The sequence below is a fragment of the Pseudomonas serbica genome (genome assembly GCF_028823535.1).
Classification (GTDB): Bacteria; Pseudomonadota; Gammaproteobacteria; order Pseudomonadales; family Pseudomonadaceae; genus Aquipseudomonas; species Aquipseudomonas serbica.
In genome coordinates this window covers 744,755-759,557 of record NZ_JAQIYM010000090.1, presented here as the reverse complement: position 1 = coordinate 759,557, position 14,803 = coordinate 744,755, and the positions used below count along the sequence as shown (strand labels likewise).

28 protein-coding genes and 1 pseudogene are annotated in these 14,803 nt (G+C 54.9%); 1 reads left to right on the top strand and 28 read right to left on the bottom strand.

The annotated features are described in order from the left end of the window. Window position 1: 1 nt before the first annotated feature. The 28 genes and pseudogenes from NQL71_RS34595 to NQL71_RS34460 form a co-directional block, all read right to left on the bottom strand. Window positions 2–385 (bottom strand): hypothetical protein, encoded by a 384-nt coding sequence (locus NQL71_RS34595; RefSeq protein ID WP_274644109.1) that lies wholly within the window; start codon window positions 383–385, stop codon window positions 2–4. Window positions 386–459: 74 nt separating this feature from the next. After that, window positions 460–702: a hypothetical protein gene (locus NQL71_RS34590; RefSeq protein ID WP_274644108.1), complete on the bottom strand. Its 243-nt coding sequence runs from the start codon at window positions 700–702 to the stop codon at window positions 460–462. A gap of 48 nt (window positions 703–750) precedes the next feature. After that, entirely contained in the window at window positions 751–963 is a 213-nt protein-coding gene (locus NQL71_RS34585) for a hypothetical protein (protein ID WP_274644107.1), read from the bottom strand. Next, the gene (locus tag NQL71_RS34580) at window positions 960–1,178 is read right to left on the bottom strand and encodes a hypothetical protein (protein WP_274644106.1); all 219 of its coding nucleotides are present in this window, start codon (window positions 1,176–1,178) and stop codon (window positions 960–962) included. The genes NQL71_RS34585 and NQL71_RS34580 overlap by 4 nt, the downstream gene beginning before the upstream one ends. After that, window positions 1,171–1,728, bottom strand: a complete 558-nt coding sequence (locus NQL71_RS34575; RefSeq protein WP_274644105.1) for a hypothetical protein — start codon at window positions 1,726–1,728, stop codon at window positions 1,171–1,173. Before NQL71_RS34575 ends, NQL71_RS34580 begins: the two co-directional genes overlap by 8 nt. 43 nt (window positions 1,729–1,771) lie before the next feature. Beyond that, complete coding sequence (locus NQL71_RS34570) at window positions 1,772–2,107, bottom strand: hypothetical protein (protein ID WP_274644104.1); 336 nt, start codon at window positions 2,105–2,107, stop codon at window positions 1,772–1,774. Window positions 2,108–2,152: 45 nt separating this feature from the next. After that, window positions 2,153–2,611 carry a hypothetical protein gene (locus tag NQL71_RS34565; RefSeq protein ID WP_274644103.1) on the bottom strand — a complete coding sequence of 153 codons (459 nt, stop codon included), beginning with the start codon at window positions 2,609–2,611 and terminating at the stop codon, window positions 2,153–2,155. A 263-nt stretch (window positions 2,612–2,874) separates the two neighbouring features. Next, window positions 2,875–3,798, bottom strand: a complete 924-nt coding sequence (locus tag NQL71_RS34560; RefSeq protein ID WP_274644102.1) for a hypothetical protein — start codon at window positions 3,796–3,798, stop codon at window positions 2,875–2,877. A 36-nt stretch (window positions 3,799–3,834) separates the two neighbouring features. Continuing rightward, window positions 3,835–4,674: a hypothetical protein gene (locus NQL71_RS34555; RefSeq protein ID WP_274644101.1), complete on the bottom strand. Its 840-nt coding sequence runs from the start codon at window positions 4,672–4,674 to the stop codon at window positions 3,835–3,837. 181 nt (window positions 4,675–4,855) lie between these two features. Beyond that, window positions 4,856–5,125, bottom strand: a complete 270-nt coding sequence (locus NQL71_RS34550; protein WP_274644100.1) for a hypothetical protein — start codon at window positions 5,123–5,125, stop codon at window positions 4,856–4,858. Next, window positions 5,122–5,349: a hypothetical protein gene (locus NQL71_RS34545; protein WP_274644099.1), complete on the bottom strand. Its 228-nt coding sequence runs from the start codon at window positions 5,347–5,349 to the stop codon at window positions 5,122–5,124. The genes NQL71_RS34550 and NQL71_RS34545 overlap by 4 nt, the downstream gene beginning before the upstream one ends. Window positions 5,350–5,359: 10 nt before the next feature. Further along, window positions 5,360–5,725, bottom strand: coding sequence for a hypothetical protein (locus NQL71_RS34540; RefSeq protein ID WP_274644098.1), 366 nt, complete (start codon window positions 5,723–5,725; stop codon window positions 5,360–5,362). A 54-nt stretch (window positions 5,726–5,779) separates the two neighbouring features. Next, window positions 5,780–6,001 (bottom strand): hypothetical protein, encoded by a 222-nt coding sequence (locus tag NQL71_RS34535; RefSeq protein ID WP_274644097.1) that lies wholly within the window; start codon window positions 5,999–6,001, stop codon window positions 5,780–5,782. Window positions 6,002–6,048: 47 nt separating this feature from the next. Then, window positions 6,049–6,735, bottom strand: coding sequence for a hypothetical protein (locus tag NQL71_RS34530; RefSeq protein WP_274644096.1), 687 nt, complete (start codon window positions 6,733–6,735; stop codon window positions 6,049–6,051). Continuing rightward, window positions 6,728–6,991 carry a hypothetical protein gene (locus tag NQL71_RS34525; protein ID WP_274644095.1) on the bottom strand — a complete coding sequence of 88 codons (264 nt, stop codon included), beginning with the start codon at window positions 6,989–6,991 and terminating at the stop codon, window positions 6,728–6,730. Before NQL71_RS34525 ends, NQL71_RS34530 begins: the two co-directional genes overlap by 8 nt. Before the next feature lie 126 nt (window positions 6,992–7,117). After that, window positions 7,118–7,720 (bottom strand): hypothetical protein, encoded by a 603-nt coding sequence (locus NQL71_RS34520; protein WP_274644094.1) that lies wholly within the window; start codon window positions 7,718–7,720, stop codon window positions 7,118–7,120. A 275-nt stretch (window positions 7,721–7,995) separates the two neighbouring features. Next, window positions 7,996–8,262, bottom strand: a complete 267-nt coding sequence (locus tag NQL71_RS34515) for a hypothetical protein (RefSeq protein WP_274644093.1) — start codon at window positions 8,260–8,262, stop codon at window positions 7,996–7,998. After that, on the bottom strand, window positions 8,259–8,777 hold the full coding sequence (locus tag NQL71_RS34510; protein ID WP_274644092.1) for a hypothetical protein: 519 nt from the start codon (window positions 8,775–8,777) through the stop codon (window positions 8,259–8,261). The genes NQL71_RS34515 and NQL71_RS34510 overlap by 4 nt, the downstream gene beginning before the upstream one ends. Continuing rightward, window positions 8,767–9,015: a hypothetical protein gene (locus NQL71_RS34505; protein WP_274644091.1), complete on the bottom strand. Its 249-nt coding sequence runs from the start codon at window positions 9,013–9,015 to the stop codon at window positions 8,767–8,769. Before NQL71_RS34505 ends, NQL71_RS34510 begins: the two co-directional genes overlap by 11 nt. A 37-nt stretch (window positions 9,016–9,052) precedes the next feature. After that, complete coding sequence (locus NQL71_RS34500) at window positions 9,053–9,301, bottom strand: hypothetical protein (protein ID WP_274644090.1); 249 nt, start codon at window positions 9,299–9,301, stop codon at window positions 9,053–9,055. Between the two features lie 157 nt (window positions 9,302–9,458). Then, window positions 9,459–9,953, bottom strand: a pseudogene (locus NQL71_RS34495) (nucleoside 2-deoxyribosyltransferase); the annotation flags it as partial. Window positions 9,954–10,084: 131 nt separating this feature from the next. Continuing rightward, a complete protein-coding gene (locus NQL71_RS34490; RefSeq protein ID WP_274644089.1) occupies window positions 10,085–11,905 on the bottom strand; it encodes a hypothetical protein in 1,821 nt (606 codons plus the stop codon). Window positions 11,906–11,933: 28 nt separating this feature from the next. Continuing rightward, the gene (locus NQL71_RS34485; protein WP_274644088.1) at window positions 11,934–12,224 is read right to left on the bottom strand and encodes a hypothetical protein; all 291 of its coding nucleotides are present in this window, start codon (window positions 12,222–12,224) and stop codon (window positions 11,934–11,936) included. A 20-nt stretch (window positions 12,225–12,244) separates the two neighbouring features. Continuing rightward, a complete protein-coding gene (locus tag NQL71_RS34480) occupies window positions 12,245–12,661 on the bottom strand; it encodes a hypothetical protein (protein WP_274644087.1) in 417 nt (138 codons plus the stop codon). Further along, the gene (locus NQL71_RS34475) at window positions 12,658–12,987 is read right to left on the bottom strand and encodes a hypothetical protein (protein ID WP_274644086.1); all 330 of its coding nucleotides are present in this window, start codon (window positions 12,985–12,987) and stop codon (window positions 12,658–12,660) included. The genes NQL71_RS34480 and NQL71_RS34475 overlap by 4 nt, the downstream gene beginning before the upstream one ends. After that, window positions 12,977–13,303: a helix-turn-helix transcriptional regulator gene (locus NQL71_RS34470; protein WP_274644085.1), complete on the bottom strand. Its 327-nt coding sequence runs from the start codon at window positions 13,301–13,303 to the stop codon at window positions 12,977–12,979. The genes NQL71_RS34475 and NQL71_RS34470 overlap by 11 nt, the downstream gene beginning before the upstream one ends. Window positions 13,304–13,554: 251 nt before the next feature. Then, window positions 13,555–13,899: a hypothetical protein gene (locus tag NQL71_RS34465; protein WP_274644084.1), complete on the bottom strand. Its 345-nt coding sequence runs from the start codon at window positions 13,897–13,899 to the stop codon at window positions 13,555–13,557. A gap of 94 nt (window positions 13,900–13,993) precedes the next feature. Then, window positions 13,994–14,203: a hypothetical protein gene (locus NQL71_RS34460; protein ID WP_274644083.1), complete on the bottom strand. Its 210-nt coding sequence runs from the start codon at window positions 14,201–14,203 to the stop codon at window positions 13,994–13,996. Window positions 14,204–14,374: 171 nt separating this feature from the next. On the opposite strand from NQL71_RS34460, the gene NQL71_RS34455 reads away from it, so the two are divergent. Continuing rightward, window positions 14,375–14,803 carry a hypothetical protein gene (locus tag NQL71_RS34455; RefSeq protein WP_274644082.1) on the top strand — a complete coding sequence of 143 codons (429 nt, stop codon included), beginning with the start codon at window positions 14,375–14,377 and terminating at the stop codon, window positions 14,801–14,803.

Below are 14,803 nucleotides of genomic sequence, written 5' to 3'. Positions count from 1 at the left end.
ACTACCAGCCTGGTGGGTACGACGGATAGGAGATCCAGAACGATATTGAGCTCGAGGCGTTTGCCGGGCCCCAGATGTAAATCCCGGTGGTGTGCAGGTAATACACCGGCTGATCGTCGATCTGGCCAATCACTTCGGGATTTCGCCCTCGACCTTCATAGACTTTGAGGATATCGCAGGCCCTGAAGGTGTCCTCGTAGACATTCTCTGCCACCAGTTGCGCAGGCGTGGCATCGAGGTCGACGTCTGGCCTAGGAGTAATACCCTCGACCTGCTCGAACGCTCGAGCTCGCAGCCAGATCCACCATTCCTGTGGCAATTTCTGGTCAATATGAGTCAGGACAATGGTGCGAAAATCAGCAAACTGCTCGGGGGTTATCTGCAACTTCAGCGGCTCCAGGAAACGGCAGCACCCTGTAACCCAGGGCAATGGAGTATCGGCGGTTTATGCCGGGCGGCTCAGGCAAAGACTTTCACAAGCCAGGCATCGTCAACGTCTTCAACGCTCAGGGGTTCTTTGCTGCTCATGAGCTTCTTCACAATCGCCGACGTCCAGGGTTGACTTGCGGCCATCAACTGCTGCGCTTCGCTCAGGGCTTTACGACACTGATGGCCGTTCTCGATCTGGTCGTTGACGGCTGCGGCCTGGGCCTTGAGGCCCTTCAGTGCGTTGTAGGCTTGTTCAGGCAGGGACTTATCCATCGGGGACACCTCTTTGTTCAAATGGCTTTGACGAGCTCAGCAGACGCACTAGCGCTGGTGGAGAATGGTGGCCACGCAAAAGATGCCGGCCAGTATCAGCACGGTCACGATGTGGGCCATCACGCGGGGTGCCTTGAACTGAAACTTGAGGATCCGGTGGGCGATCAACAGCGTGAACACGGGCGACAGGCTGAGGAGCCCGAGGATTGAGGCCACGTGAGCCGGCAGCAATGTCAACAGCTGGTCGATGACGCCGCTCATGCTGCCCAGTGCTCGCTGGCGCTGGTCACCAGCTCGGTCTTGATCAGTTTCTTGGCCTCGCGCTTGGTCTGCAGGCGGTCATGCTTCGGCGCCTTGAAGTCCTTGCACTTGTGGCCATGGTCAGAACGGGTGCGGGCATCGAGAAACGTGCAGATGCCGCCGCTGAAGGTGCCCTTGATCTTTAGGAAGCTGACGCAGCCACCACAATCAGACATTGTCCTCTCCTTGAGCCGTAGCAACGATCCCGGTGTCATCCAGGGAGAATTGCATCATGGAACGGTAAATTTCTTGATCCCTCTTTGGATCGCGCACTAAACCCAGATCAAGCGGTTTCAGGGTCGGAACGGTGTAACTCGGCTGCGGCAGAGTTTCTTTCAGCAGTTCACCGTTGGCCATCACGAATCGGCCATTGAGCTTGACCTCCCGCATAGCCGATCTGTAGATCGCATTAACGACCTGGTCTGGCACAAACCTGACACCCCTCACCTGCAACTCCGCCTGGCGCAGCTGGTGCTTGATGAAGGTCTCATTGCCTTTGATAACAGCGTCGAGGTATTGCTCAAGCCTCTTGCGACCGTCCTGGGACGGGGTCGTTTGGGGTAGCAGCGAGGAGATCGAGAACGGCATGACACCGATGGTGCCGACTTTAAGCGTCCGCCGCTGTTCAACCCGCTTGCGCAGGGACGCAGCATTGAACGGCTTGCCATTAGATCCGGACGAGGTCTTGCCGGTCTTTGAGCCACGGGCATCATCGGTGCTGTGCATGTTCAATACCCCTCATAAGTTTCAGCGGTTGATCTGTCCAAGCTTAATCCCATGTGATGTTCGCTTGAAAGCCTTCGGCTTCCTTCTCGGCAGCATTGATCTCCGCCGTCGTCCATTGTTCCGATTTAAGGCCTTGGCGGGAGTGATCGTGCGTGATTTCGCCGCTGCTCCACATCACATCGTACTGCTCATAGGCCGTACCAACGAAGTCGGGGCTACCGAAGTCGCAAGAACGACGATTGACCGCTACACGGGCAATCTGGCCAATCTCACGGCCCAACGATGGATCGAACAGGGCAACATCGCGGGAGACCAGCTGGTTTTCGCGGTACGGCTGCTGATCAGGGTCGAGATTGATGGCGTAAGGTAGTCCGGGCATTAGTGAAATTCCGTAAAAGGCAATATTGAGCATTTGTTCTTAAAATCAGGCCTTCTGACAGGACTTCAGGTTGTTCAAGTAAGCATAACGGCTGCGGACTTCGCCAAGGCGCCCTTCATAACGCGTCTTGAGCGTGTCAAAGCAGGTGTTCAATTGAGCCACTTGGCTGTCATCCAGAGTGCTGTCTTGTGGTTTGGAGACAAAACGCTCTTGGGCGAAGCTCAGCAGCAACAGTAGATCCGGGTCTTGCATCGACGTCAGGGCCTGCATCAGGTGGGCATCCTGGTCGCGGGGGGCGCCGGCCTGTGCGTAAGCGGTCATCAGCAGGACATTGGTCAGCGGCAAGCCCGACTTGGCCATGTCACGCAGCATCAGCACGTCGGCGAAGGTGCCATCCTGCAAATGGTTGAACACCCGAAGTGCATTGCGTTCTGCGGGAATCCGGGCCTCCATTTTCTCCACGACCTGCTTGTCCACGTAGTGCGAACTAATGGCAGAGGCCATAACGCACACGCCGAAAGTAGCCATCGAGAAAATGCTGATGGACGCTACCAGGGACGTATATTTTGGTGAGCTCTGGGCCATGACGTGTACCGGATGTTTTAAGAAGGCGGCCAGTATAGACACAAAAACAACTTGCATCAATTGACATCATCCGTGGTAAAAAACACCCGCCACCCTTCCCCGTCAGGCTTTCTAGTCCAACCGGACACGCTCATTGGAGGCTTGAAGTGAGGCCGACCGCTGTTGGCAGCCGGCCAATTCGATCAGCCCTGGACTTTCAATCGCACGAACTCTTTGGAGGCATGCTTAACGGTGATTTCCAGGCGATTCTCGACCCTCACCGCCTCAGCCGAAACAATGGTCTTGGATATGAAATTGCGAGCGATGTCGCGATCTGGCCGGCGATCCGTACGCACAACGCCGGATTTCTGATCGGTTTCCAGCAGATCAAAAACCTGCATCGTCATATAACCATGATTTTCATAGCATTTTGGCGAGAGATTGTTTTCTTGAGCTTCCTGGATGTAGAAGGCAGGTAAAGCATCGAGGTATGCCATAAGCGCTTGCTGATCGACGTATTCATTATCGATCAGAGTCAGATATGCGTCCAACGGCATGTGATCTTTAAACCATGCCGCTGATAGCACGCAGGCTCCAGCATCACGCATGGAGATTGCGCCAGCGATGAGTGGCTTGAGCATGACCATGGCTCGCGATTGCCAAAATTGCCCATCGCCCTGGCCTTCCGCACGGAAAACCCAACCGGTGAAAAAGTCGGTTAGCTCATCGGCAGTGCACGTGCTCCAGCGTACATGCTGATGCGATTTTGCGAATTTGGCGAGTTTCAGCTGCTCAGCAGTCGAGTACCGAGGACGACTGAAAAAGCGGGTGACGTTGGGGATCAGGTAGTCCTCGCAGTAAGGCCTGATATTCAGCCTGACCGACTGCTCGTTGTAACTGACCTCAAACTCGGAGGAATCAAGATCTTTCAAGTCAAACGTGAGAACGGTTGAGTCTGGGGATGAGGAAACTTCGAACTGCGGCCAATCAGCCACATCCGCCGCCTTTTCGATGACTTTGGCGGACTCCTTAAGAATCGTTGAGATACCGCTTGCCGACTGCTTTAGCAGCGTAGAAGTGCCAACAGCCATCAGTTGCACAAACTCTTTTGCGAATGAATTACTCATGAAGGTTTTTACCTTTCTTGTTTTTTAGTGGAAGATTTACCAGTGATATGGGATAGCTGAACTGAGCTCCAGTTTTACGAAGTCGTCTGGGGCCGGGTGTGTTAATTCAACGATTAACATCTTGCCGCGCAAATCAGCCTTGGCCGAAGAGATTGGCTTTCTCGATGGAAAACAGGCTGATGAACTGAAAATGCGCTCACGACGGTACTTGCCAACGCCAGGCGCGTGGTCACGCATAAGGCCGACCAGTTGCATCAGGACGTAGCCGTGAATCGAGTAGGCCTTTGGCTGTGACTCTGACGGACTTCCTCGCCTGTACCCCGGCAAAGCGTCCAGATACAGCTTGAATTCGTCAGCATTAAACGACGGTGGGCAGTCGCCCGTGCTGTATTGCTCATACACATCAAGGATCAGATGCTCGAAGAACATTTCAGTGGTGAGCCTCACGCGGTGCGTATCCCGAAGCCGAATCAATCCCTCGGCCACCGGGGTAACCAGCAGTTTCACTAGATCAGGGAAATTCTGGCTTACGGAAAGCTCCAATTCTTCAAACCATCCCGAAATGAGCGCGATCAACTCTGAAGCTCTGCAGTCAGCCCAATGCAGCTCCAAGTTATTCTCCAGGTGGGTGCGCTCACGCACAGAGAGCTTCTTGTCGGTTTTTCCTAACTTGGCAGGGATCAAAAAACCATGGCAAACAGGATCAACCTCAATCCAGAGCTGCTTGCTGTTGTAGCTCATCCGCAACTCAGAAGGATCGATATCACCCACCTTGATGGAAAAAATGCTCTTTCCATCGAGATACTCGAACTGATTTAGGTCGTTTCCGGCACCAGCAGTATCGACTAACAGATCAGGTAGATTTCTATCATTCATCCAGGGGATTCCGCGAATATTTCGGTGCACTATACCACGGAGATATTGCGAAAGAATTGCCACAGGGGTGACGGTCAAATACCCGTCAAATAGAAATTCTGGCTCAAAGGCCAATAAATTCGAGGCTTGGGAGATTTTTTTGAGTGGCCAATCAAATAGCCGTCAAACAACTTCTGGAGGCTCAACCAGCGCGAAGCACCGGCCACGATTGAAGCGCTTGCTCGGCATCTTTAAAGATACGTGAGAGTCGCAGGGAGCCGCTGTCGCTGACGCTGGCACTTGGGGATTGGGATTGGTTGTAGAGCCTGGTGATCAGGCTGAAGCAGGCTTTGGCGCCCGCCTCGTTGCCCTGTGCCAGGTCACGCAGCAACACCTGCAGCTCGTTGCCGACAATGGCGATCAGGGACTGCTCCCGCAGCGGCAGCCCCTCGCCCACCGCGACCAGACTCAAGAGGCCAGGCGTTCCGGCTGTGCCGCTTTCGCCTGGAGGGCGCTTTCGAACCAGACGGCGTCAGGGGTCAGAAAGTCGGTGACATCGGTATTGCCGGATACACCAATCCAGCGGTCGCCAACGAAGCGGCAGGCCATCGCCAGAGGCTGGTCACGTTGGTAATCCTGCAACACGACAACGCGGTTATCGTTCGGAACTTCTTCGTTGATTTTGAACACTTCCATGGTTACTTCCTCATATTGAAGGTACAAACTGCTTACTGCGTTGGTGATCAGGCCGGCGAATTAGCCCCAGCCAAAGTATTTGGTAACAACCTGCATTCTGGTCGTACACCGCGTCGTTGTATTCGTCCCAGCCGTCGGGGTCGTCGTCGAACTCTACAGCTGGGGCCGTTGGCATCACCAGTCCCCAGGTTTCGATGACGATTTGCTCGATCCCCTTACCGTCATGGGATTTCAAGTCCATACAACCGCCGCTGTCGATGTCCCTGTCGCGGTACGGCTCCATCAGAACAGACAGCAGATCCTTGTCCAACTTACCGAGGTCGTACGCAGCAATCACTGATGCCTCGAAAGCGGTGTAGCTCTTATTGCATCCCATTGCGGTTCCCCATTTACCAGCAGGCGGTTTCTGTCAGTGCACCAAGCGCGTAAATCAGCCCGTAGATACCCGGCGAACCATGAAGGCAGGCCTCGCATCACTGATGATTGGCTTGGCCTTCAAACGACCCTTGGCCACCGAGAACTGGATGCTCTGGATTGCGCCATCAACGGTGCAATGCGTGATGAGGTTGCGAGACTGCACCGACAACGCGAAGGTACGAGCGCCGTTCTCTACGGAGTATCCCATCGCTCGAAGCTGTTCCAAGATGTTCATCCAACGTGTTCCTGTCTTTGAATGTCAATTTTATGAATAAGTTGAATTTAGCCTTTCGGCCTGCGGGTCAGCATCCACGCACCGGCCACCACCACGATCAACGCGGCAAAGGTGTAGCCGCCAACGCCCAGCAGTACCCAGTTTACTTTCGTTGCGCTGACATACGGCAGGCACAGAAAACCGACGCTCATGACTGCCAAATTGCTGTACACAACCCGGTACAGAACTTTGAAGCTGACGACCTTGCGGGCGATCTGCACTCGCTTGCTCAACCAGCTCTGATTTTTCTGGCCGCGCTCAAGCGACACCGGCGAGCTAGACGTCATAGCCCTGTCCACATAGCTGGCCAGGATGTAACGATTCATGTGTCGAAACGGCTCAGGCATCTTCAACGACGGGTAGACCGATTCACACCACTGGAGTTCTTCGGCAGACACGTGCTTGGACAAGCGATAGATCAACCACATGCACAGCACGTAGGCGATCAGGAGCGTGGCCACGGACATGACCGCCAGCGCCAGGCTCAGCTGTGGGGGCGCCCATGGAGCCAGGCCTAACGCGCAAAGAATGGCCAGAAACATCGGGATGACTGCGCTGTACTTGAGTATGGTCGCCATCTTGGCCACCCACCCTTCGAAGCGCAGTAGCACCGGGGCGCGTTGACCGAACCCCAGCAAGGACTTGGGGAGAATCCCCAACACCTGGAAATACCTGAACATCAATAAATCACCCATGAGGTTGCACTCTGGCGGAATTTTCCCACATCCAGGACAAAAGGTCTTCCGGGGTAATCCACAGATCAAACGAGCGACCCGGTTCTTTTTCGCAGTAAAAATGCACCGACCAACCTTTGGCGGCCTGTTCCGTTTCATAGATCTCGAAACGAACAACCGGCCCTTTTTGGTCGAGCACGTAGTTGTTAAGCGGATCTGCCATGTAGGCTTTGATCAGCTTTTCAAATTGCTCGTGTTTGATCGGGTATGCCGACATGTCCGTATCCTGCCTGGTGCCTTGATGTCATTTCAACATTAAGCGTAAATTGTCAGCTTGTCAAATCCTACAGATACAAAAAGGCCCCACCCGAAAGAGTGAGGCCTTTCTTTGCGCTCTGATAACCTACCCGCCGCAGAGAGCGCCGCTGTCATCCACCGGGTTTTCTGCCGCGTGCTTCACCCATTGCGCGTACAGCGCCTTTTGCTCCTCAGAAGCAAACACTAGGGCAACCTCCTGGGCTCGTTCAGCGGGCAGAGCATCGCGAATTTGCTCAGTCAACTTGAAGAACTCACTCATATCGCCAGCTTTGCCGTCGAGGTAAGTCAACTCGCAGGCGGAAGAGCTGATTTCGCCCATCGCTCCATCTGTACTGGCCAAAACGGCGGAATGTTTGGACATGCGATTCACATCCTCCAACCTTCCAAGTGCTGAGACGAACTCAAACTCCCCGACCAGCACGCTGATCTCGTCGCCGTCGTCATCCAGCACCAGCATCGACTCATGCTCGTCCGGGGCTTCGTGGATCAGGTAGTCACCGTCGATGGTCATCCGGGCGTGGCACCAGCGATCCTCGTCACCGCCGCTGCCCAAGTAACGCACGGTGTCGCCGACCGCCCACACGCGCCAGTCAACAACTGGCCGGATTGGCAATTCAGGTGCTTTATCGGACGTCGCCTGCGGTTTCGCAGCTGCACAGTTTTGGCAAATACCGCCGCTGGCATCCATGAACCCAGCGTCCAAAGAGCCTTTCGGGTAGCCATCGCCACAACCGCACCAGCTCATTTCGGACTGGGCAGACGTGCAGCCGTGGCACACCCCCTTATTCGCCAACATGTACCCGGCGTTGTAGCTGTCTGGCGGATAGTGCTTGGAGCACTGAGCGCACTTTACACCGATGATCGATGCTACCGACGGGAAAGGGACTGCGTGACAACCACCATGGGGAGCGCACATGCCAGGCGTTTGGCAACGCATCATCGACGTCCTGCAGATCAGATCCGTCATGTCGGCTTTCCTCCGGCTTCCTGAGTCATTTTCGCGATGTAGGCCTGCAACCGGGTCACCTCGGCCAGCGCCAGCTCGATGCCCGCCGTGTAGGCGTTGCTAGCCAGCATCCACTTGTCCTCGACCAGAACCTTCTGCCGGCCTTCCACCTGGGCGAGAAACCAATCGTTTACATCGCTTTTCAGGATCTGCTCTACCGCGAGCTTGCTGGCGCTGATCACGTCATCTGGGCTCAGCGTCCCAGCGTTCGGCGGAATGCTCATTGGCCTTGCTCCTGCAGGTAATCTTGGATGTCATTGACCAGCTTGCTCAGGTTGAAACCTTGATCAGTCCTGGCTGATTTGTCGAACTCCACTACTCGGGCCAGCAATTGGTTCGCTGTGTTCCGTTCTGGCACGCAACCGCAACGCGCTGGGTGCGCCTGAGGCTGGTCACAGGCCTTGCTCACCCCTTGCTCTGCTTTGTCAGCAACCGGCACTTCGCTGGAGATGACCGAAAGCAAGGCGCCGGTCTGTGGCAACCTGGCAACCTGAAACACATCCCAGTCATCAAACTTACTCAGCTCTTTGGCGATGGCTTCAGTGACGATGATCGGCTCGCCGCCACTCTTGGCGCAATGGGCAATCCAGCCCCAGGGCTCTTGGGCCAGCGCTGATTCCAGCAGCAATTTTTTGAGCTTAGAAACCACGACAGCCTCAGTCATCTGACCAGTGGATGCTCGGGTGATCAATTTCCAAAGTTCCGAAGTCGTTGCTTCTGCGGTCTGGTTATTGCTCATGATTGTCACCCTGGTCGGTGCTCGGATTAAGGTAGTCCGCAATTTCATCTTGCAGCTGCTCGAAGAGATTGCGAAAGCCACTGTCAGCATGAACCGCATCCAGTAGTCTTCTGGCATCCGTTAGCTGCGCTTGTAATGACGCCAAGACCGGATGTAAGGATGGGTCTGAAGCCCTCTCCCCCTTTCCGATTTCTGCCTCATGCTCATCGATGTAGAGACTAATGCCCTCTGGGCTCATTGTTCTGCTCCTTTTCCTTTCCGGGATTGCCGTTCCGTTATCTTGCAGTCTGGGTAACAGCGACCTGGACATCGAGAACGTGCTTCAGCCTGTGTTCAAGCGCTTCGATGTCTTTGATTTTTCTGTTTCGATAGTCAATCTGAGGGCAGCCACGACGTGCAATCTCACCATCCTCATCGTCATCCTTGAATCTCTGGATGACCACCCGGTGGTAAAGCTTCGCCTCGACGAGTGACTCCAGAATCAGCTGAATGTCCTGACAGGCAACCAAAAGCTTATCGCTCAAGGCCAGTCACCGAATCGTCTGGGTCAGTTGGTCGTGGGTTCAGGCCAGGCGGCTGCAGATTCCCCTGCCACACACCTTCCAGTCCAGCGTGTTCGGTTTCCTGAATCATCTTGAGATAGGCCTGGCGCTCCACTTCCTTTTGCTGTTTTGCCGCCCACAGCGTACTTGCCAGCGCCGGTACCGCTTCCTCCACGGTCTTGCTGTGGCCGGCCCAGGTGCAGGCGAGCATCAGGTTCATCGGCAGACCGAAGTCCTCGACCATGAAACCTTCGGCGTCATAGCCCCCGGCATCGTGCGGCACCAGCTTCCTGAGCGTCTCAGGGCCGTCAAAATAGACCCACACCGGTTTACCCAGGGCGATGGCCATGCCGACCTCGAAAACCGTACCAGAATCAGGCTCAAGGCCCCGGAAGCAGTTCAGGTTGGCCAGGACGGCATCGGCCCGGCGAATCATGTCCATGTTCATCTGACTGATCATGGCGGCCATCTGCGCCGGGGGCAGGCTCTGATCGACCTCATTGTCGAATGGATACAGGCCAACCATAGCCTTTTCGCTGCACAGGTCTTTCAGGTAGGCACCACGTTCCAGGCCATCCTGGCGAAACACATCAAAGCCAGCCAGGTAGACTTGTGGCCACCCGAACCCTTCGATGAACTCTTCGATGGAAGGCCCTGCGCTGCCGCACTCATGCAACTGCTGGATAACTTCCTCTGGGGTCAGCTCACTGAGACGCTGCCTGATCGTTTCGAGCATTTGTTTGGTTTTTTCAGTAGCCATTTCTTTCAATCTGCCAGTGATTTTGTGATTTTGTGGTTCATGGTATTAAACAGAATCAGGGCGCTGAACATGACGCTCGGCGATTTACCCTTTGTCCTGAATTCCCAGCGTTTGTTGATGTTGAACGGAGCGTCACCGTTAACTTCATGAGAGGTCATCCAGCCAAGATCCCGCTTCCAGAGCTTGAGGTAGTCCGGCAGATAGTTGACCGACTTCATCCCCAGGAGCTGAGCCAGCTCCTCAGCATTTCGAGGGGAAATCCTGGCTACGGCGTTGATTGGGCTTTTTCCATCAAACACGCACAGCGGGCTAAAACCTTGGCGCTTGGGGTTTTGGGCGTAGAGACTCTTAATGGCCTGGCCGGTTTGTGCCTTATCGTACGTTGAAAACACCTGGGTGGATTCATGGTCGATGGCCTTTTCCATGTTCTTCTGGATGCGCTTAAAGAACCAGTCTTTATCACGCGCCCACAGGAGCTCGAATTTCTCATTGCCCCACTTAAACAGGTATTCGGAAAGGTTGCGGGCGAAGATGGTCTTGATCGCGTCATCGATCTCTTCTTCGGTGCCGGCGATCCCCTGGGAAACGGCGATGAAGTAATAGCGTTCTTTCTTTATTTTTTGCTGCTCGTGGTAGTCGTACTCCTTGTCGTGCTGGTCGGGATAGCGAATGTAGGTGCGGGTTTGCGCACAAAAGCCGAGCTTGGTCTCCCCCATCGGCAGAAAGGTGTCCGCTGTCATCCCGACCAGCGCCTCGGCAAAGAAGCCAGCCATCCACGGATCGTCGAAGCCCAGTAGCGCCAGCATCGAGGCCAGGCTTGGCTTATGCAGTGTCCAGTTCGGACGGAACAGCACCGGCAGTTTGGCAACCTGATCAGAATCAGCCGTGGCCAGTTTCACTGTCTCGGAGAGGCGAATCAGGCCTGGCTCAACCTCAGCCATTTTCTGGCCAGCCAGCTCAATGACCATCGCCACCCAAATGAGAACGTCTCGATCCAGGTCGGAGATCTCGACAACCCCCGTATCGCCAATGTCGATGTAACGATCTTCTTTAAAAGTCAGATTTCGCCATTGCGGGTAGCGTTCGTAGGGCGATTGCAGATCCAGCTTATCGCGCATATGGCGCTCGCTGTCGCCGTTTTGCTGCATTTTGCCGCTGTAACTGTCGATGGAGATCGCAGACAGATAGGCGATACGACCAGGCTTCTTGATCCCGATGGCAGTCTTGCTCTTACCGATTTTCGCCAGATAGGCGCCGAACGGCAGGCTGGTCTTGAGCGCATCAACGAAATCAGCCACCGTCGCGCATTCCACGATCTTGTCGTGCAGGCCAACCGGCTCGTTACTGCCGACCTCATCAAAGCGCACCCAGCGAATGGTCAGGCCCCGATCCATGCTGTAGATGGCGTCGCGCAGACAGCAGGCGATCTCACGGGTGGTCGGGCGACCAAAGTCAGCCGATACCCTGCCGATCAAGCGCTCGATCCGATCCTGGAACTGTATGGTCGGCGCCAGCACCATGGCATTGAGATCGGCCTTGATGCGCAGGATCTCGCACAGCTCGTCCAGGAAGCCGTCTTGACGCAGAAGCTTGCTCAGTTTTACCTGTGAGCCGTCGATGGTGGCTTCCAGCATCTCGTTGAGCAGCATGCCCATGGCCAGGCCGGTGGGATCAGCACGTTTGAGCATCGGGAAAGTGTTTCGAACCACGTCACGGGTGCTGTAGTTGTAGTGATCGCGGTCATCGAACAGCACCAGGCTCTTACCATCGCCACGATAGGCATCAAGTCGTTCGGAAATGCTGTCCAGCGTGGCGTAGTCGATCATGGTTCGAATCCTTCGTTTTCCGTGATGTTTAAAGCGACGGGGTGGCCGGCGCAGATTCTGGCACAGTCTGGATCAGGGACAACATATCGTTCAGCACGGAGTTGGCGAACTCAGGGCCGGCAGCCTTGGCATCAGCCATGGTCTTTAACTGACCGCTTTCGTAATTCAGGTAGTTCAGCTTGTAACCACCCTTGTCGTCAGTGATCGCCATCATCCTGTGGCCGGCGAACAGTGCCGTTTGCAGCAGGTTGTCGCCATTCCACTTTTGCTTGGGGGCGTCTTTAAACAATTTGCCGCCACCATCTAATTGGATTTTCATGCTTTTCGTTCTCTGAAATTTTAGTTGTGTCGCAACTTGTGGGGAGTGAGCTCGGCATCCACCGGTCGTTTGGTGGTCAGCCCAGCCTTTTTCATTTCGTACTGAATCGTCCGGCGCTGGTTGCGCAGGTGATGCAATTTCTTTTCCAGAGCCACCTGTTCCAGGAACAGGTCATCGTCGGATTCGCGCAAGACCATCTGCGCTTCAGTCATGACGGGCGCTTTGGCATTCTTGCGGTTGATCTTGCTGCACAGGGGTTCACGCAACTCGGATTCCTTGTGCGTCTTGGCGCAGGCCGGGCAGATGTACGTGACGCTCGGCTCGTGACGAAACCTGGTTGGCTTTTCGCAGAACTCGCAACGCTCCGACATCTTGTCGACGCCAAAGGCCTCGGCCAGCTCCATGTCCAAGTCGTCATCGTGCTTGAGCGGGATCACTCTTCACCTTCCTTTAGCTTTTTGGCCCGAACAAACGTCCAGCCTGGATTGCTCTCTACAGCGTGCTCAATCCCTTCCTGGCGATTGCGGCAGGTGACCGTCACCGCGAGGTTGTGGATGTTCCACTGATTGGTCAAGGTAATCCGGTAGCGCAGCATCGCCACTGGCCCAATGGCCGCCGCTGGGCAGTCAAAGGTGTCAGCGCCTTGCTCATGCTTGATGCGCCCGCTGCCATCGCGCTTGAGTTGCACGGTGAAATTGTCGCCATACTCAGCCGCGAGTGTGTCGAGCCATTGCGTTACCGCCTGTGGCATATCAGAAGTCATTGCTCACCTTCTTGTCTGAGGTGCGGACGATTTTAGGGAGAACGGCGATCCGGGCTTCCAGGTGATCCGCAAGAAACGGCAGGGGCATTTCCTCGCTGAACAGACGAATCCTGAGCAGAGTGGCCAGTTCGAAGGCGACCCCAATTTCACACTTTGGGTCACCCTTCTCGATCCGGTGCAGCAGGCTGCGGGAAATCCCGGCGCGTTCGGCCAGTGCCTGGGCAGTCATCTGGGCTTCTTTTCGGGCCAGGGCAATCAATTGCCCCATGACCTTAAGAGCGTCCTGCGTCTGCGGTGAGTAGGTGCGAGTAGCCATGGGTTGACGCCATCGTTTGATTCAATGATGTCAATATACGCCATTAATTTGATATCGACAAGCTCAATGTGTCATATACGCTACCAGTTGTTATAACTGGTAGCGCACATGGCGCATTTTGAGGTTAAGGCTCGAAGGTGCTGCTGGTGCTGGTCACCCGACGAGGCGCGGGCTTGGTTGGTTTTTCATTGGCAGGTTGCAGTTCCCACACCGAGGCTCGGCGTCCTCCAGTTGTCACATGGGAAAAGTGCTCATTCTGGTACTTCCTGCTCTTTTTGTTGGCCGTATTCTCTTTCCCATCGACCGTAATCGGTGATGTAGCCGTCGAAAGGCCGGCTGATAGCCTGTTTAACCAATTGCTCGAACCTGGCCTTGCTCCCGCTTTTCAACCAACCCTCCATTCCGACAAGGGCAAGCTCTTTTAAAAGCTCGGTACGCTCGAACCTATTGCCCAGAACCTCCGCAACACTTCCCTCACCCTCCCCGGCATGTTTATCCAGAATTCCCTGAACCAGCGGGTTTGGCGGTAAGCCAAGCTCGGTTCGGGTTAAAACAGTTCGGGCATTTTCGTCGCCGAGCCGAATCGTAATAGGCATGCGTTGATCTCCCTAGGGAAAGCGCGATATCAGATCTCCAGTATGCAGGAGGTGACAATTTACGCGCTATCTGGATTACCCCAGGGCGGGGCCTTCAGTGAGTGACCTGCTTGCGATACCAGATATTCACGTTGCTGCAGTAGGTGTCGATCAGCAGTCCATTGATGTACTCAGAAAAATACTCAGGATGAATACGGATCACGTCGCCGACCTGGATACGATCACCGTCCTGAAGATTCACGTAGCCTTCAGGCAGCTTATTCCACTGGTGGCATCCGTTTTTTACTCGATGTGCTTCCCGCATAGTCCATTTCCATGAGATATAGGGCTGACCAAGCATAGCTTCACAAAATGTATTTGCACAACTGGGCCCTGGGGATGGGCGATAATTTTATGTGTTACGGAAAACACTGTACTCCTAGCGTAAATCAGCATAGGCTGTGCATTGATACCAAAACCCTAAATGGATTTCTGGATGGACGACAGCGACGCCAGTGTCACCGAGAGGCCTGCATCGAATTCGCTTCGAGGGATTCCTCCGGACGCAAAATGCGTACTCAGAGGCAAATCTGGGTCGAAGTCCCATGTCGTCACTCTGGCCAGTGGCAAAGTGATCGGCGTCGGGGCTAACCCTGACGAAGCTTGGGCTCGTGCTGCCCGCTGGGCTGAAGAGCAGCGTGCTGCTTCTGGTACCATGCCGACCTCACGTACACCCGGTCGACCACCTGGCACCAAGGTTAAGGATGAAGACCAGCGAAAAACACGCTCCGTAAGGCTGGATGAGTCGCGCTGGCGAAAGCTGCAGCGCCTTGGATCTGGCTGGCTGGAGCACGCCATTGATATGGCAACCGATCCAAAACCCGAAACAACCCCAGATTCGCAATTCAAGAAGGCTGAACTATGA

Bases quoted from the DNA above. Each gene is read 5' to 3' on its own strand.
- NQL71_RS34585 (WP_274644107.1), bottom strand. From the start codon at position 963: ATGAGCGGCGTCATCGACCAGCTGTTGACATTGCTGCCGGCTCACGTG.
- NQL71_RS34575 (WP_274644105.1), bottom strand. From the start codon at position 1,728: ATGCACAGCACCGATGATGCCCGTGGCTCAAAGACCGGCAAGACCTCG.
- NQL71_RS34525 (WP_274644095.1), bottom strand. From the start codon at position 6,991: ATGTCGGCATACCCGATCAAACACGAGCAATTTGAAAAGCTGATCAAA.
- NQL71_RS34485 (WP_274644088.1), bottom strand. From the start codon at position 12,224: ATGAAAATCCAATTAGATGGTGGCGGCAAATTGTTTAAAGACGCCCCC.
- NQL71_RS34465 (WP_274644084.1), bottom strand. From the start codon at position 13,899: ATGCCTATTACGATTCGGCTCGGCGACGAAAATGCCCGAACTGTTTTA.
- NQL71_RS34560 (WP_274644102.1), bottom strand. From the start codon at position 3,798: ATGAGTAATTCATTCGCAAAAGAGTTTGTGCAACTGATGGCTGTTGGC.
- NQL71_RS34510 (WP_274644092.1), bottom strand. From the start codon at position 8,777: ATGAGCAATAACCAGACCGCAGAAGCAACGACTTCGGAACTTTGGAAA.
- NQL71_RS34460 (WP_274644083.1), bottom strand. From the start codon at position 14,203: ATGCGGGAAGCACATCGAGTAAAAAACGGATGCCACCAGTGGAATAAG.
- NQL71_RS34470 (WP_274644085.1), bottom strand. From the start codon at position 13,303: ATGGCTACTCGCACCTACTCACCGCAGACGCAGGACGCTCTTAAGGTC.
- NQL71_RS34475 (WP_274644086.1), bottom strand. From the start codon at position 12,987: ATGACTTCTGATATGCCACAGGCGGTAACGCAATGGCTCGACACACTC.
- NQL71_RS34545 (WP_274644099.1), bottom strand. From the start codon at position 5,349: ATGGAAGTGTTCAAAATCAACGAAGAAGTTCCGAACGATAACCGCGTT.
- NQL71_RS34515 (WP_274644093.1), bottom strand. From the start codon at position 8,262: ATGAGCATTCCGCCGAACGCTGGGACGCTGAGCCCAGATGACGTGATC.
- NQL71_RS34530 (WP_274644096.1), bottom strand. From the start codon at position 6,735: ATGGGTGATTTATTGATGTTCAGGTATTTCCAGGTGTTGGGGATTCTC.
- NQL71_RS34455 (WP_274644082.1), top strand. From the start codon at position 14,375: ATGGACGACAGCGACGCCAGTGTCACCGAGAGGCCTGCATCGAATTCG.
- NQL71_RS34535 (WP_274644097.1), bottom strand. From the start codon at position 6,001: ATGAACATCTTGGAACAGCTTCGAGCGATGGGATACTCCGTAGAGAAC.
- NQL71_RS34565 (WP_274644103.1), bottom strand. From the start codon at position 2,611: ATGGCCTCTGCCATTAGTTCGCACTACGTGGACAAGCAGGTCGTGGAG.
- NQL71_RS34590 (WP_274644108.1), bottom strand. From the start codon at position 702: ATGGATAAGTCCCTGCCTGAACAAGCCTACAACGCACTGAAGGGCCTC.
- NQL71_RS34570 (WP_274644104.1), bottom strand. From the start codon at position 2,107: ATGCCCGGACTACCTTACGCCATCAATCTCGACCCTGATCAGCAGCCG.
- NQL71_RS34555 (WP_274644101.1), bottom strand. From the start codon at position 4,674: ATGAATGATAGAAATCTACCTGATCTGTTAGTCGATACTGCTGGTGCC.
- NQL71_RS34520 (WP_274644094.1), bottom strand. From the start codon at position 7,720: ATGGATGCCAGCGGCGGTATTTGCCAAAACTGTGCAGCTGCGAAACCG.
- NQL71_RS34505 (WP_274644091.1), bottom strand. From the start codon at position 9,015: ATGAGCCCAGAGGGCATTAGTCTCTACATCGATGAGCATGAGGCAGAA.
- NQL71_RS34490 (WP_274644089.1), bottom strand. From the start codon at position 11,905: ATGATCGACTACGCCACGCTGGACAGCATTTCCGAACGACTTGATGCC.
- NQL71_RS34540 (WP_274644098.1), bottom strand. From the start codon at position 5,725: ATGGGATGCAATAAGAGCTACACCGCTTTCGAGGCATCAGTGATTGCT.
- NQL71_RS34580 (WP_274644106.1), bottom strand. From the start codon at position 1,178: ATGTCTGATTGTGGTGGCTGCGTCAGCTTCCTAAAGATCAAGGGCACC.